Origin of the sequence: Flavobacterium sp. ZB4P23, from assembly GCF_003970375.1 — a bacterium.
In the GTDB taxonomy this organism is placed as follows: Bacteria; Bacteroidota; Bacteroidia; order Flavobacteriales; family Flavobacteriaceae; genus Flavobacterium.
Map to the genome: position 1 here is coordinate 258,208 of NZ_RYDK01000004.1, position 15,817 is coordinate 274,024.

The following is a 15,817-nucleotide window of genomic DNA, read 5'->3' on the forward strand; positions in this document are numbered from 1 at the left end:
ATTTGTTTTTTTATACTATTATGATTTTGAGTGTAAAGTTATTGGGAGGCTATACATTACTCTCACAGGGACGCCGTTCATTTTCCCGGGAATCCATTTCGGGCATATTTTCAAAACACGTATGGCTTCTTCACCGGTTCCAAAACCAATATCTCGTATGTTTTTTATGTCGCTTAAACTGCCGTCTTTTTCTACTATAAAGGTGATGTATATTTTTCCTTTTAAGTTAGGTTGTGTTGGAGTTTTAAAATTATTGCCGACAAATTTGTAAAATTCTGATATTCCTCCCGGAAAATCTGGTTTTTCGGTTATTCCAGCAGTATTGTAGACTTCATTTTCCCCTTTTTGGACAAACTGATTTTCAGAATTGAATGTGTCTATTTCAATTACTTCAGGAGCTCCTTTGCTTAAAGTCGCCAGAAGTTCCTCGTTTGTAGGTAATTTTTTTTGTTTTGATAGGATAGAAGGTATAGCTCTCTTTTCGATAGGAGTTAGTTCATTGTATTTTTTTTCGCTGGTAATCTTCCCTTTTTCATCTTTAATTTTAAAGGTGGTTTTGTCGTAATACGTTTTAAATAAATTTCCAGGTTTTACAGGAGTAGTTTCTTTTTTCACATTGGTTTCTTGCGCAACGACTTTCGTACACAATAAAAATAATAAGGCAGTTACTACCGGAATTAACGTTGCTTTTTTTAATAAAGCTTTCGTTTTTGATGTGGTTTTTGTCATCATAAGTAATCGTTTTTTAGTTATTAAATAATTCAAATTACTGGCCAAGTAAAAAGTTTGGTTCTCGTTTGCTTTCGATAGTAATAAAGATTGGTAGAACGGAACGTTATTATAAGAGGTCACTACTTTCTCGTCAGCAAGAAATTCGTGATTGAGTTGTATTGCTTTTTTGTAAAAAATAAAAATTGGGTTGAACCAAAAAACGATTTTCAATAGTTCGATGAATAAAATATCCAAAGTGTGTTTTTGGGTTACATGTGTGAGTTCGTGTGTGTACAATTCAGCTTCAATTTGACGGTTGTTGTATTCCGTTTCGTTAACGAAAATTGCATTCAGGAAGGTATGCGGTAGCGTTTTTTCGGGGACCAAAATTAATTTGGCATTTTTATAATTAATTGGCGAATTCAACTTCATTTTAGATGAAATCTTGATGATATTGCTGATAAAACGTATCGCCAAAACAAGCGTTACTATGGCATATAAACTCCATAATCCTATTGCTAGATAGTTTGTTTCTTCTAGTACTACTGCGCTACCTTGCAGTATCTGGATATTTCCTGGATTGACTGCAGGTTGTGCTATTTCCTGAATAACTTCAATAGTAATAAAGGGAATCACCATTGAGAAAACAAGGCTGAACAACAGGTAAAACCTATTGAAAACGTGTATTTTTTCTTTTTCCAAAAACAAATAATACACTGCCAATAATATGAATAAAGTGATAGTTGATTTGATTAGAAAGTCGCTCATTTTTTCTTTTTTTGAATTTCACTGTCGATTATTTTCTTGAGTTCTTCCAGTTCCGTTTGAGACAAATTCGTTTCGGTGGTAAAGAAAGAAGCAAATTGCGACGCCGAATTATTGAAAAAACTACTTATCAATCCGTTGACGTGTTTGGAGAAATAATCCGTTTTTTTGACCAATGGATAATATTCCCGGGAGTTCCCAAATTCAGTATACGCTACAAATTGCTTGTCAATCATTCTTTTCAATAAAGTAGCCACGGTTGTGGTTGCCGGTTTTGGTTTTGGATAGGCTTCCAGCAAGTCTTTCATAAAGGCTTTCTCGAGTTTCCAAAGGTGTTCCATTAGTTGTTCTTCGGCGTTTGTTAGTTGTTGCATGTTATTTAATTTCTATTTCGGAAACTGATTCTCCGTTTTTGTATTTCTTTATCGTTATTAGTTTTCCATGTTCATTAAAGAACTTCCAGTCACCAAAATAAAACCAATGTGCGTACTTATCGCTCGTTTCCATTTTTGTTTTTCCTTTGGACTGTATTTTTCCATTTTCATGATAAAAAGTAGTGCTGCAGATGTTGTCTTTGTATTTTTCTCTTTTAATGATTTTGCCATTTAAGTAATAACTCCATTTTTTTACGGGATCACCTTTTCTGTATTTTCCAATTGATTTATAATGGGAACTATCCTGTGAGTATTGTTCAATCCAAAGTCCTTCTCTAAGTTTATTTTTCATTTGATTGGTTTTGCAACCAAGAACCAAAAATACCAAGCCGATTACAATAACAGTTTGTCGCATAAAATAATTTTGTTCTACGAAAATAGAGTTAGCTCTACAAATGTAGAATATAAATTGAAATAAACAAATTTTTATGAAAAATATTTTGGTAGTCAGCGGTTTGCGTTAAGGATGGGAGTGGAAATCCTTTTTATTTTTTTGTTTCAAAAAATAAAAAGATTGAGAACGGACAGCCTGACCACGCTGGAACGATAGTGGAAGCGTGGGAACGCCCAAAAAAAATCCGCCCTGTTTAGAGCGGATGTAGGTTCTCGATACTTTTTTGTTCCGTTTCTCTTTACAAAAAAACTCGAACGGACGGTATCGCTAACTATTATTTAGAAAGTTCTACAAAATATTTGTAAAACAACGGAATGGTTTCAATCCCTTTCAGGTAATTGAAGATTCCGAAATGTTCGTTTGGCGAGTGAATGGCATCACTGTCCAGACCAAATCCCATCAAAATAGTTTTGCTTTTCAGCTCTTTTTCGAATAACGCCACGATAGGAATACTTCCTCCGGAGCGCACGGGAATTGCGGGAACGCCAAAGGTTTCTGTATACGCCATATTCGCGGCTTTGTAGCCAATGCTGTCCGTGGGGGTTACATAACCTTGTCCGCCATGATGTGGTTTTACTTTTACGGTAACGCCGGCAGGAGCAATGCTTATGAAATGTTTTGTGAATAATTCCGTGATTTGTTCCCAATCCTGATTAGGAACCAAACGCATCGAGATTTTAGCGAAAGCTTTGCTTGCAATAACGGTTTTGGCACCTTCTCCGGTGTAACCACCCCAGATTCCGTTGACGTCCAGTGTAGGGCGAATGGAGTTTCTTTCGTTTGTGTCATAGCCTTTTTCGCCGTAAATGTCATTTAAGTCTAATGCTTTTTTGTAATTGTCTAAGTTGAAAGGCGCTTTGGCCATTTCGGCTCTTTCTTCCAAGGATAATTCTGCTACATTATCATAAAAACCAGGAATGGTAATGTGGTTGTCTTCATCATGAAGCGAAGCAATCATTTTGGCTAAAATATTGATTGGGTTGGCAACCGCTCCTCCATATAATCCGGAATGTAAATCACGGTTTGGTCCCGTAACTTCGACTTCTACGTAACTCAATCCACGTAATCCTGTTGTAATTGACGGTTGTTGATTAGAAATCATTCCGGTGTCCGAAATTAAAATCACGTCATTTTTTAGTTTTTCCTGATTGCGTTCTACGAACCAACTCAAGCTTTTGGAGCCAATTTCCTCTTCGCCTTCAATCATAAACTTCACATTACACGGCAAAGTATTCGATTGAACCATATATTCCAATGCTTTTACGTGCATGTACATTTGGCCTTTGTCATCGCAAGCGCCACGGGCAAAAATAGCGCCGTCGGGATGAGTTTCGGTTTTCTTAATTACGGGTTCAAATGGCGGCGAAGTCCATAATTCAATAGGATCTGCGGGTTGTACGTCATAATGGCCATACACTAAAATGGTTGGTAAATTTGGGTCGATTATTTTTTCGCCATACACGATTGGGTTGCCTGGGGTATCACAGATTTCAACGAAATCGCAGCCTGCTTTTTCCAAACTTGCTTTTACGGCAGCAGCAGTATTGATGATATCTAGTGAGAAAGCAGGATTTGCGCTCACGGAGGGCATTTTTAATAATTCGATTAACTCGTTGATAAAGCGGTCTTTGTGTTCTTGAATGTATGCTTTAATATTTTCCATTATTTAATTATTTTATAATCTCAAAAGTACAAAAAACTGAGTAAATAATTTTTTAAGAAATTCCTTTGAACTTAAGAAGTAATGCTTATATTTGCACTCAGAATTTCGCGGATATGGTGAAATTGGTAGACATGCCAGACTTAGGATCTGGTGCCGCAAGGCGTGTAGGTTCGAGTCCTATTATCCGCACTTTAAAAACCCAAAGTACTAATCATTAGTGTTTTGGGTTTTTTGTTTTTAAGAGTTGACCTAATAACAACTCCGTTTCGTGTTGTGGGACTAAAATGAATCTATTTTATGTAATATAATTAGATTGATACAATAAGTTAAAAACTGTTAAACAGTATCTTTATAACATTATTTTGTCTGTTTCTATAGTCTTAACTTGAAATAATAAAAGTTTAGCAGTTTGGTTTTTGTCCTTAAATAAATGTCTTTGTTTCGTTTTCTGTGTAAATCACTTTATTATGGTGGTTTCCGTTCTTAAATAAAAGATGGGGAGTACCTAAAAAAAATATTTTACCTCCGTAACTTTTCTTTTTGGTGGTTCTTGTGGGGGGTATGAATTTAATTTTTTTCAAGAAATTGTATTTTTTGAAATCACTACAATATCAAAATAAGTTTTCTAACTTTGTGAATCAATCACATACAATGACAGAAAATTTTACTTTGCAATCCTTACCGCCTAAAGACTTTACAGAATCGATTGCTATATTGAAGCAATTGGCAAAATCACATCGGTATTTAGCTGAACTCAAAGGAACGGCAAAGACTATTCCAAACGAAAGTATTTTGATTAATACGCTTACACTCCAGGAAGCAAAAGACAGTAGTGAGATTGAAAACATCATCACTACTCACGACGATTTATACAAAGAAAATGTATTGATTGACACCAAGAAACACGCCAGTAAAGAAGTGTTTAATTACGCACAAGGTTTGAAACTTGGTTTTGAAATTGTGCGAAAAGAGAAATTACTTTTAAACAAACATATCTTAACCATTCAAAAGGAGCTGTTACAAAACAATGCTGGATTTAGAACGCAAGCGGGAACAAAATTAGTAAACTCGCTAGGACAAACGGTTTATACTCCACCACAAAGGGCCAATGAAGTTTTGGACTTAATGGGCAACCTAGAAAAGTTTATAAACGACAATGATTTTTCGGATATTGACCCACTTATAAAAATGGCAATTATACATTATCAGTTTGAAAGTATCCACCCATTTTATGATGGTAACGGACGGACGGGGCGTATTATCAACATTCTCTATTTGGTTTTATCGGGATTGTTAGATATTCCTATTTTGTATTTAAGCCGTTATATTACCCAAAACAAAGCCAATTACTACAAAGTTTTGCAGGGCGTTAGAGAAACTAACGACTGGGAAGCGATGGTGTTGTATATGTTAAAAGGCGTTGAGGTAACCGCAGAGCAAACTATTGTTCTGATTACTAAAATTCGGGATTTAATGGCAGATTATAAAGGTAAAATGCGAACTGAATTACCTAAAATATACAGTCAAGATTTGATAAATATTTTGTTTATAAATCCTTACACTAAAATTGAGTTTTTGGAAAAAGAATTGAATATTACGCGCCAAACGGCTTCAATTTATTTAGATAAAATTTCAGAAATAGGATTTTTAGAAAAAACCAAAGTCGGAAAATCTAACTATTATATGAATACCGAATTGATAAACGTTTTAATGAATAGTTAAATATGGTAAAAAACCATTGAAAATTTACCGCATAAAAACAACGTGTTAGAAAAATGCTAAAAACTTACCACGTTATGTAAACGTGTTAGAAAAATTGAAAAAATTTAACACGTTAGAAAGTCGTGTTGGGAAAACGACTAAAATGTAACATTACTTTTGAATTTTACACAAATAATTTTATGAAAGACTTTTGGAAAAATCCCAATATAAAAAATTATTTAGTTTAAGATATTTTTGATATGGATGATCATATTAACCGATTTGATTATATCTGCTCTCTACAATAGGGTAAACACCATGCTAACATTTGAAATAATTTCTGCTTGAGTCAGATGGTATTTAAAATTTAGCTACTTGAATCCACCGTAATACTTATTAACTAAAAAACCTGTAAGCATAAAAAAAATAATCGAGCCAAAAACAAAAACAAATATATTTCCTAATACTCTCTGCTTTTCACTTTCATTTATAAACCTTTTTTCAATCTTAAGATATAAACCATCTTTTCTAAAATACCAATAATTGAAATAATAAATTAAAAACGCATAAGACAAACCAATGGCCATAAATAAGTTCCCTGACGAGCATCAAAATGCCGGTGTTCTACAGCAAGTCCATTTTGGCTTGACCAAGTTCTTTTTTTATTACACTTTTTATAGCTAGGCGCGTTGCAAACGCTTCGACTTGTTTTTACAAGGTAATTAGGCACTCGTTTCAAACGAGAGCCTGTTAGAGCGGGGATCTAGTATTGCTTGCTCAACTTTGTGGGCACAGAAAGCAATTCTACGCTATCCGTTGATTAGAAAATTTAGTTCACATCCGCGCGATCGGGTTTTTAATAAATTTAATTGTTAATATCAATCTTTTTCCCACTATCATCTACAAAATTAATAAACCTCTTACGGTCTGAATATTTCACAGACACTTTACAAGTTTTGTCGAATAACTTACTATAAAAACCACTACTGTAATTTATTGATTCATTTGGCATTAAAACAATACAGTCTCCGACTATATTTTCAATAATAAAATCTTTAGAATCAATATATTTAGTGTTTGAACCAAAATTTTTAGTGTAAAGTTTGTTAGCAAATTTGAGTTTTAAATTCTCTAAAAGTCTTTCATATTTGTCTTTTTCTTCAGATTTAAATTGCTTTCTAATCATTGGTTTTATAAATGGTGTTCCGATTGATGGCAATACTTTATCTTGTTTTAAAGCAGACTTTCCCTTAAAAACCGTTATCAAAATATTATTTTCAGATATGTATAAAGTGTCTTTACTTTTATTTGATATCTCAAATTCAAGTGAAGGAAAATTAGGACGGTAAACACTGTAAGAACTACCTAAATAAATTATATTTAGCCCATCATTCATTTGGTTTTTGCTATTTGTATTGCTTAAGAAAGTAATACATAGTAATAATATTAGAAATGCTTTTTTCATAATTTATTAGTATTTAAAATCCCGGTATATTTTGATAATTATAACTTTTTAGTCCTTTTGTGTAACTAAATTGATAACTTTTATATTGTTGAGTCATACTGCTATCAAAATTGTTTTTTATTGAAAAATCAATTGAATGTTGATATGCAGAAAATTCAGAATAAGAAGAATTATAACTACTTCCGAATTTCATATGTTGATAAGAATGTACAAGTTCGTGTCCAATTGTTCCTTCTAAAAAACTAGTGTTGGAATAGCTCCCAAAAGTGTCAGATATATAAATTCTTCCATCTGGAGTCGTTATTCCTCCAACAGCGCCATCTTTGCCATATATCAATTGTTCTTTGGCATTATATTTATAACCTGCTACTTCACCTTTCTTCATTTGGCTGCCCCATTTAAGAGATTTTACACCATACTTAGATTTGTAGTCTGCTCCAAATTTCTCTTTTGCAAAAGCGTCTAAAGTTTGTTTTTCTTGTATTTGATGCGCAAAATGATTCAGTCCACTAACCACTAACCCAGTTACCGCACCTTGCCAAAAATTACCGCCAGTTAATGATGCGCCTGCACCACCAGAAACCATTCCAAAAGCAATCATGCCCGCACCACTTTCTCTTACACTACTTGACCAACCTAAACCTTGTGCACTACCATTTCCATCAATACTAAATGCACTGCTAGCAACACTACTCAGTGCCCCAGCTGCAAAACCAGACCAAAATTTACCTCCTGAAATAGCTGTCACTGTTCCTTGAAAAGTGCCATGAGCAACAGCTTGAAAAGCTGCTTTTGAAAAGAAATTAGTAAACAATGCTGTAGAAGCACTACCTATACCAAAAGTTACTGCTGCACTAGCTGCTCCTATAAAAGTGGCTTTTAGCAAGCCACCAACACTAAAAGGTACATCGCTCATTAGAGCAGTTAAAGTATAAACGGTAGCAGAAACAGCTGCGCCAATAGCAACTGCAACCAAAAAAGGAATTATTTCCCCACTAGGATCGGTATACATTAATGGGTTGTTCAACACATAGGCATAGCGGTTGTAATTTTGGGTATTCTCCGGTTGCTGGATAAAATTATCTGGCATTAAAAAAGAACGTAAAACAGGATCGTACAAACGACCGTTCATGTGTATCAATCCAACTTCTGCTAAATGTTCGTGGTTTTAGTATTGGGATCAGCAATAAATCCCAAAATTAAAATTTATTTTGTCAATTTCTGGCTCAGTATTCTTTGTTTACCCGAAATATTGATTATTTTAGAATCGCTCAACTGACGGTTGAGGTTGGACTGAATTAGAAGTTGACTTAACAGAACCGTAACCACAATAGTCAATAAGGCAAATAGATAGAATCGTCTTAGATTTTTGAAGGTGTCTTTGTCAACAGATGCTGTGGCTCTGTTTTTCATAAGCATGTCGATTTACAAACCAAGCGCTTCTTTTATCAAATCGAAATTTTCAGCGCTAAATTTTATTTTTAGGGCTTCCTGTTGTCCTTTTTTAGACATTTTATTCCAGGTTTTCAAGATAATATTTTTCATTTTCTCTCGGTCGTGTTTTTGAACAAAAGGATCCAAATAAAATTCCATAAACACCAAACAAATTACATCTTCAAGGAGTTGTGTTTCGATATCTTTTTTGAGTAATTTTTTTTCGATAAGGAAAGAAACCCGTGCAATAAATGCTGTGGAATATCCTGCTTTTTCTAAAATTTCAGCAGTGGTTTTAGCGTGAAATTTTTTCAAATCTTCGCGCCATTTTAAATAGCCCACTCGATCCATTGGATAGGATTCTCGGGGCATTTTCCATCGGCAAATGTGTTGTGCTTTGGCCGAAATTTGAACAGCTTCGGATGCATTTGGATAAAAATCCATCAGCCTTTCGTACATTCGATTAGAGTACAATAGTTCCTTTGGCTGCGAAACAGAGTGGTCTATTTCATGATTTGGATCTTGTGCATTTTCTGCATCAATCCATGCGCTGGCATTTTGGAATTGTAAGATTGTCATTTGAAAGGTTTAAAATCAAAGATACATAATTAATCCAAAAAGCCAACGAATACCTCGTTACCTATAATTTTTTCAGGATAAGTCGCAATTTTTAGATCGTCTCCATTTAAATTGGTACCGTCCACAAGTGAAAAAGTTTTTTTGTGCAAAGGGCAGGCTATTTTGGGAATATCTCCCATAGAACTCAACATTCCTCTGGAAAGAGCCATTTTCATTTTATTAGGGCAGGCGTTTTGACAAGCATACCATTCTTTTTTGCATTCAAAGTTGATGATGGCAATTTGCTTGTCTTTGTATTTGAGGCAACCGCCTCTATTGCTTGGAAAACTGCTTGTTTTTCTGGCCTTGAACCAAGTTTTTACATAAGTCAACGCTATCATACGCGCGTCTGGGCTCTTCTCCAAATACGGTAATTTGATGTTTTTCCTGTCCGGGTTTTGCAATAAATTTTTCGCAAAACTTGTATCCTAGCATGCCGTTTCCGACTACTGTTACTTTAATCATAATCCAATTAATTAAGTATTGTTACGCAAATACAAGTATTAATACTTATATAAACGTACTTAATTTAATTTTTTTATTCTACGTAATTTTAAAATTGAGTTTTTTATTTTTTAGCAATCCATCTTTCAAAGAATTCATAGGTTCGCAACATTTGATCCATTCGCTGTCTGTTGTCGCCATTGCGAGTGATTTCGTGTGTTGCTCCCGGATGGACTACATATTCAACAGGACGCCCCAGAACCTTGAGACTGCGATACATCATTTCTCCCTGAACGAATCCCGTACGACGGTCATTGCCCCCGTGAAAAATAATAAAAGGGGTCTTGATGTTTTCAACGTATGTCAAAGGGGATTCTCTCGCCAGAATTTCTTTCACTTTGGGTTCCCACGGATAGCCACCAAAATAATTAGGAACCAGTCTCCAGGCATTCCCTTCGCCAAAAAAGGTGTTCAGGTCGTACACGCCACGTTGTGCGCAGGCGGCTTTGAATCGATTGTCATGGCTGATAATCCAAGCCGTCAGGTAACCAGCATAAGAACCTCCGGTTATCAATAGTTTATCGGGATCAGCCCAGCCTTGATCGATAGTTTTATCTAAAGCGGTCAGCACATCGCTTGCAGGACCTTTGCCCCAGTCATTGATGTTACCCCGTAAAAAATCTAAACCATAACCGCCGGACCCCCTAGGATTGCTATATACGACACCATATCCTTTGCTACAAAAATATTGGTATTCGTGCCACATGCTTTCTTCACCTGGTCCCCACATAGCAGATGGCCCTCCATGAATTTCCAGCAACAAAGGGTATTTTTCTCCTGCTTGGTAGTTGGCAGGCTTCATTACCCAATACTCAATGGTCATCCCTAAATCGTTGACAAACGTTTTCTTTTCAGGGAAGGATAATTTTTTAGTTTGCACCCAATCATTAAAAGTACTGGCTTTTCTTTCTTTTTTGAAATCCGTAGTGGAAAAATACAGTTCGGATGGATTTGAAATCGCTGTTTTAGAATAAACAAGAGTTTTGTTTGCAATGTCAAAACTGCTAATGCCAATCTCACTGCTCGATAAAGAATCTACTTTTCTTGTGGCAATAGTGACTTTGTTCAGGACATTTCCACCATTGCTTTGTCCAGTGAAGTAGAGGTGTTTGTCATCAGTACTCCAAATGAGATTTGTTTTATTGCGATCAAATGGGATCGTTATAATGTCTTTTTCGGTTCCGTTTATTGGCATTATTGCTAAGGTAGGGACTGAGACGAAAGAAGTAGAACTAAAAAGAAAGGCAAGCCATTTTCCGGAATGCGATACGGAGGCATTGCTGTATCTTTTGTCCTTTTCGCCTAAGATCATTTTTAAATTAGTCCCATCACTATCCGCTAAATAAATTTCGCTTTCTAAAGAGCGATCCGGATTTTCTGCGGTGTCCATATCGCCCGAGAAAATGAGTTGTTTGCCGTCTGGAGTATAGTCAGCATTGGTAAAACTATAAAATCCTTTTGTGAGCAGTCGTGGCGCAGCATCTTTAGTCACATTGATATCAAAGAAATGGTTATAAGTCATTTCGGATGAGATAGCCGACTCACTTTGAAAGTTTAATTTGTTTAGGACGATTGCTTTTTTATCCACGGCATTTTTTTCAAGATAGGCTCTTATCTGGGATAAGCTCCCATTTGGGTTTGGTTTGTCGCTATTGGGTAACAAATGTTCATTATTGGTAAAACCAGGTTTTTCCATGGCCCAAGTTGGTATGTCATGTGATTTGTTTAGGGTAGAGTCTGCAATTAATTCTTGTAGAGAAAGACTTGATGAAAAAAGTATTTTTTTGCCATCTGGAGACCATTTTGGGTTGTTTGCGCCGTACTTATGGCTGGTCAATTGCATGGATTCTCCTCCATCTAGGGATAAAATAAAAACTTGAGATTTGTCTTCTACGGAGCGCGTAAAAGCAAGCTGCTTTCCGTCTGGACTCCATGCGGGTTTTGCAGCACCTTCTTTGCTAGTGGTCAACTGCAACGGAGTGGCTGTGTTTGCCGTGGATGCGCTATATATCTGGGTTCGATACTTATAATCCAGCGTACTAGTCTGGTCAGGCTCGATAGTGGTCAGGGTAAAGGCCACTTTTGTTCCGTCTTTAGTTAGTGTGACGTTGTTGATGGTTTTAATTTTTAGCAGATCTGTAAGGTGTACGGGTTCTGTTCCGTTTTGAGCAATAGTGGCTTGCAGCGTGGCAATAAAAAGCAGTAACAGGGAAATTTTTTTCATAGTGTAATGGTATCGCTAATTTTTATTTAATTCAAGAGAAAAGGCATACAGGCAACTAATTCTTGGTGTTACAATTGGTCATAATTTGCTTGTTTCGGCAAAAAAGGAAGTTTGGTTTTTAGTAAATATAGGAAAAAAGAACAGTGTAGTCCGATAAAAACATCAAAATAAGAGTATTCTTCTCCTTGTTGTCATTACTCTTTGATAATTCTGAGAACCTTTTTTGTAAGGAAAGCAAGAAATAAATCTTTACAAGACGCCAAGACCAGTTGTAGTTGTATCATGGCCACTGGGCGATGCTCGGTATGATTTTTGAAATCCGTATTGGAATACCTGTTTTTTCTTTCAATACAAATGTGGGCGAGAAAGCGACTGTGGGAGATGTTGCTGCCGGAAAAAAAATGCAAAGCTAAATTGTAAAAGGACCTCTTTTTACTCGGTCTTTATTTTTCAGGGGTATGTGTTATTCCTTTTATAAGCCTGGTTTTCCTACTTATTTAAAAAGTGTTTTTTGCAAACATAGAAGCGGAATGTTTTTGTAGGAAAATTATTAAAAAGACAAGAAAGGGTTCGTGTGCGATTGTTTTTTTTGCAATTAGGCCTATTTGTTTTTAATTATAAAGAATATGAAGGCAATGCATTAAACGAGAGTGCGGGCTGTTTTTATGGAGTTTGTACACGGAATAAAATATTTTTTGGGAACAAGAGGGAACTACTGATTCCAGAAACGAAGGCGCTTTTTGAGGTCTTTTGAAGGGAATTTTATTGCTGTACGAGTATTTTGTTTCTTGCAATACTGCTTTGAGCAAGGACGAAAGGAATGTGTTTTAGATCAAGTCTTGAACAAAGTTGTTTTTGATTTTGTATAAAAACAAAAAACCCACTCGTTTGAGTGGGTTTTGTGGTACCTCCAGGGATCGAACCAGGGACACATGGATTTTCAGTCCATTGCTCTACCATCTGAGCTAAGGTACCTCGCTATTATCTCACTTTGCTCTTATTTTAGTAGGAGTTCGATGAACTTGTTTGCGGGTGCAAATATAGTATGATTTTTAGTTTATCCAAAACAATTTTAAAAAAAAATCAATTCGTACCTTTGTCCCATCAAAAAAGAAATTATGATTTTAGTAGTTGATGTGGGAAATACCAGAATTAAAGCCGCTGTTTTTGAGGGTGCTATGCTTTTGGAGGTTTTTGTTTTTAGCCAAATTGAATTGGAAAAAAATATTAAAAATATTTTAAAAAACTTTAAAAAAACAACTGATTTGGTGGTTTCTTCAGTTGGAGATCTCGGAAAACAGCCGTTTTTAGCTTTCGATAAAGAGATAAAAGTGCATTTTATCTCGAATAAGGATTCTTTTCCGTTCCAAAATAAATACGCAACGCCACAAACTTTGGGAATTGACCGTATGGTTCTTGCTGCAGGGGCTACGCTCCGGTATCCGGATCAAAACCGGCTGGTCATTGATGCCGGAACTTGCATTACCTATGATTTTATAGATCAGGAAAATAATTATTTAGGGGGAGCGATCTCGCCGGGACTGCGATTGCGCTATGAAGAATTGCATCACTACACCGCAAAATTACCTTTATTGTCTCTGGGGATTCCGGAAGATTTGATTGGGAAATCAACTTCAGAATCGATTCATTCCGGAGTGGTAAACGGTTTAGTTTATGAGATTGACGGGTTTATAAATCAATATAAAGCACGGTATTTAAATTTTATAATAATTTTAACGGGTGGAGACACAGATTTTTTGGCTAAACGATTAAAAAATACCATATTTGCCAATTCAAATTTTCTTCTGGAAAGTTTAAACCAAACATTTCAACATAAAACCAAAAATGATTAAAAAAATTATAATAAGCGCCTGTTTGCTTTTATCATTAGTATCTTTTGCTCAAGAAGGAACAGCGTCCCCGTATTCTTTTTATGGAATAGGAGATGTTAGGTTCAAAGGAACGTTGGAAAACCGTTCGATGGCAGGAATAGCCATTGAACAAGACAGTATACACATGAACTTGCAAAATCCAGCCAGTTATGCAAGTCTTAAACTAACTACTTTTACCCTGGGTGGTACGCATGCGACCACAAAAATGAAAACAGATACTGAAGCTGCAAATACAAGAAGAACGACTCTGGATTACCTGGCCGTGGGTTTGCCTATTGGTAAGTTTGGGTTGGGTTTTGGATTGATTCCGTATTCATCGGTAGGGTATAAAATAGAATCTATTGCTACTGATCCCTCGCAAAACAGCAAGCGTTTCAAAGGTACTGGTGGTTTGAACAAGGCCTTTTTAGGAGTAGGGTATAAAGTGACGCCGAATTTTAGTGTAGGTGCCGATGTGCAGTATAATTTTGGAAAAATTGAATCTAGTAACCTTGAATTCGTTACTGGAGTTCCCGTTGGAACCAGAGAATTGAATACGATTGATTTGTCTGGCGTGAATTTTAATGTAGGGATGATGTATCAGACTAAAATCTATAAAAAAATCTCTTTTTTTAGTAGTGCAAATTATACGCTGGAAAATACATTGGTGTCTAAAAACAACAGGAATATTTCGACAGTGGTTTTTAGTTCAAATTTTGATGTGGTGGTTGTAGATGCGCTGGATGATGTAAAGGGCCAAGTGAATTTGAAAATGCCGAGTAAATTAGCATTAGCAGCAGGTTTTGGCCAGGCCAGAAAATGGCTCGTAGGAGTTGGTGTGACGCTACAGGATGCAGGATCCTTGGCAAATAATTTTAATTCAATGCCAAATGTTACCTACGAAAAGCATTCGAAATACAGCATTGGAGGGTATTTTATTCCTAATTACAACTCGTTCACAAGCTACACAAAAAGGATTACGTACCGAGGGGGTTTGAAATTTGAAAAAACCGGAATGGTGATCAATTCAGAATCCATCGATGATATGGGATTAACTCTAGGCATTGGATTGCCACTAACAGGTCAGTTCTCTAATGTGAATATTGGATTTGAATTAGGCAAAAAAGGAACTACAGCATCTAATTTAGTTCAAGAAAACTACGCCAATGTAAGTGTGAGTTTCTCTCTTAATGACCAATGGTTTATCAGAAGGAAATTCAACTAGAATAAAAAGAAGTACTTTCTCCAATTTTTTCGTCCAGGCCAACTTATGACAGTAGTCAAAAAATATTATATCAAATTAGGGGTCGCGGTTTTTGCCGGAGCGCTTTTTTTGGGGTGCGAAAGTAATTTTAAGGAAATACAAAAAATAAATTTCTCCGAGTTTGTTCCCAGTAGTGATGCTGATATGGTAAATCTCAAATATACAGATTCAGGAAGGATTACATCCATTTTGATCAGCTCTAAAATGTTAGATTATTCTAACGTTAGCTTTCCTTTTACGGAATTCCCAAAAGGGATTGATGTTACTTTATTTGACAAAAAAGGGAAGAAAACATTTATCAAATCAAATTATGCCATTTCTTACAAAGGAACAGCAGTAATTGATCTGCAGGGAAAAGTAAGGATCTCTAATGAAAATGGACAGCTGTTAGAAACAGAGCAACTTTATTTTGATCAAAGAAATGAGTGGTTTTTTACCGAAAGAAGGTTTAAATTAACAGACCCAAAAGGTGTTTCAAATGGACAAGGAATCGATTTTAGCAAGGATTTCAAAGTGATTAATTCTCAAAAAATAACCGGCGAACTCGAAACCGCTGAATAACACAACACCCTATGAACTACTTAAAATACACACAATACGTTTATCTTGTTTTTGGAGCCTATTTTATTTATGATGGCTTCATAAAGTTAAATGCCGAGGAAGAAAATCCGTGGTTGAGTTTCATGTTTGCCGGATTAGCCATTTTTATGTTTTTCTTTAGAAGAAAATTTGCTAAAAAGTTTGAAGACCGAAACAAAAAATCCTAATT

The 15,817-nt window shown here is 35.7% G+C and carries 14 protein-coding genes, 2 tRNA genes and 1 pseudogene; 6 read left to right on the forward strand and 11 right to left on the reverse strand.

Translation table 11 applies throughout. The annotated features are described in order from the left end of the window. Window positions 1-18: 18 nt before the first annotated feature. The 4 genes from EKL99_RS08615 to EKL99_RS08630 all read right to left on the reverse strand — a co-directional run bounded on the left by EKL99_RS08615 (window position 19) and on the right by EKL99_RS08630 (window position 3,967). On the reverse strand, window positions 19-1,479 hold the full coding sequence (locus EKL99_RS08615; RefSeq protein WP_126576770.1) for a M56 family metallopeptidase: 1,461 nt from the start codon (window positions 1,477-1,479) through the stop codon (window positions 19-21). After that, complete coding sequence (locus EKL99_RS08620; RefSeq protein WP_126454249.1) at window positions 1,476-1,850, reverse strand: BlaI/MecI/CopY family transcriptional regulator; 375 nt, start codon at window positions 1,848-1,850, stop codon at window positions 1,476-1,478. Before EKL99_RS08620 ends, EKL99_RS08615 begins: the two co-directional genes overlap by 4 nt. A gap of 1 nt (window position 1,851) precedes the next feature. Next, window positions 1,852-2,202, reverse strand: a complete 351-nt coding sequence (locus EKL99_RS08625) for a hypothetical protein (protein WP_231507412.1) — start codon at window positions 2,200-2,202, stop codon at window positions 1,852-1,854. A 376-nt stretch (window positions 2,203-2,578) separates the two neighbouring features. Further along, a complete protein-coding gene (locus EKL99_RS08630) occupies window positions 2,579-3,967 on the reverse strand; it encodes a dipeptidase (RefSeq protein ID WP_126576772.1) in 1,389 nt (462 codons plus the stop codon). A gap of 107 nt (window positions 3,968-4,074) precedes the next feature. Here EKL99_RS08630 and EKL99_RS08635 point away from each other — a divergent pair. Together EKL99_RS08635 and EKL99_RS08640 are read left to right on the forward strand one after the other, a co-directional pair. Beyond that, window positions 4,075-4,156 (forward strand) — tRNA-Leu (locus EKL99_RS08635). A gap of 462 nt (window positions 4,157-4,618) precedes the next feature. Continuing rightward, window positions 4,619-5,689 carry a Fic family protein gene (locus EKL99_RS08640; RefSeq protein WP_126576773.1) on the forward strand — a complete coding sequence of 357 codons (1,071 nt, stop codon included), beginning with the start codon at window positions 4,619-4,621 and terminating at the stop codon, window positions 5,687-5,689. Between the two features lie 844 nt (window positions 5,690-6,533). On the opposite strand, the gene EKL99_RS08645 is transcribed toward EKL99_RS08640, so the two are convergent. From EKL99_RS08645 to EKL99_RS08680, 7 genes and pseudogenes are all read right to left on the reverse strand, one after another. Continuing rightward, window positions 6,534-7,133, reverse strand: a complete 600-nt coding sequence (locus EKL99_RS08645) for a hypothetical protein (protein ID WP_126576774.1) — start codon at window positions 7,131-7,133, stop codon at window positions 6,534-6,536. Window positions 7,134-7,146: 13 nt separating this feature from the next. Next, a pseudogene (locus tag EKL99_RS08650) lies at window positions 7,147-8,286 on the reverse strand (RHS repeat-associated core domain-containing protein); the annotation flags it as partial. Window positions 8,287-8,339: 53 nt separating this feature from the next. Further along, window positions 8,340-8,546 carry a hypothetical protein gene (locus tag EKL99_RS08655; RefSeq protein WP_126576775.1) on the reverse strand — a complete coding sequence of 69 codons (207 nt, stop codon included), beginning with the start codon at window positions 8,544-8,546 and terminating at the stop codon, window positions 8,340-8,342. 12 nt (window positions 8,547-8,558) lie between these two features. Beyond that, window positions 8,559-9,146: a DUF4202 domain-containing protein gene (locus EKL99_RS08660; protein WP_126568728.1), complete on the reverse strand. Its 588-nt coding sequence runs from the start codon at window positions 9,144-9,146 to the stop codon at window positions 8,559-8,561. A gap of 29 nt (window positions 9,147-9,175) precedes the next feature. Further along, window positions 9,176-9,526, reverse strand: a complete 351-nt coding sequence (gene nirD / locus EKL99_RS08665) for a nitrite reductase small subunit NirD (protein WP_126576776.1) — start codon at window positions 9,524-9,526, stop codon at window positions 9,176-9,178. Window positions 9,527-9,753: 227 nt separating this feature from the next. Beyond that, complete coding sequence (locus EKL99_RS08675) at window positions 9,754-11,913, reverse strand: S9 family peptidase (RefSeq protein WP_126576778.1); 2,160 nt, start codon at window positions 11,911-11,913, stop codon at window positions 9,754-9,756. 902 nt (window positions 11,914-12,815) lie between these two features. Further along, a tRNA-Phe gene (locus EKL99_RS08680) sits at window positions 12,816-12,888 on the reverse strand. Window positions 12,889-13,031: 143 nt separating this feature from the next. Between EKL99_RS08680 and EKL99_RS08685 the strand changes: the two genes are divergently transcribed. Genes EKL99_RS08685 through EKL99_RS08700 form a run of 4 tightly spaced genes read left to right on the forward strand, consistent with a single transcriptional unit; the run spans window position 13,032 to window position 15,815 of the window. Beyond that, a complete protein-coding gene (locus EKL99_RS08685) occupies window positions 13,032-13,766 on the forward strand; it encodes a type III pantothenate kinase (RefSeq protein ID WP_126576779.1) in 735 nt (244 codons plus the stop codon). Next, entirely contained in the window at window positions 13,759-15,009 is a 1,251-nt protein-coding gene (locus EKL99_RS08690; protein ID WP_126576780.1) for a hypothetical protein, read from the forward strand. The genes EKL99_RS08685 and EKL99_RS08690 overlap by 8 nt, the downstream gene beginning before the upstream one ends. Window positions 15,010-15,054: 45 nt before the next feature. Continuing rightward, the gene (lptC, locus tag EKL99_RS08695) at window positions 15,055-15,609 is read left to right on the forward strand and encodes an LPS export ABC transporter periplasmic protein LptC (RefSeq protein WP_126576781.1); all 555 of its coding nucleotides are present in this window, start codon (window positions 15,055-15,057) and stop codon (window positions 15,607-15,609) included. 11 nt (window positions 15,610-15,620) lie between these two features. Next, a complete protein-coding gene (locus EKL99_RS08700) occupies window positions 15,621-15,815 on the forward strand; it encodes a hypothetical protein (protein WP_126576782.1) in 195 nt (64 codons plus the stop codon). The last annotated feature ends 2 nt before the right edge of the window (window positions 15,816-15,817 follow it).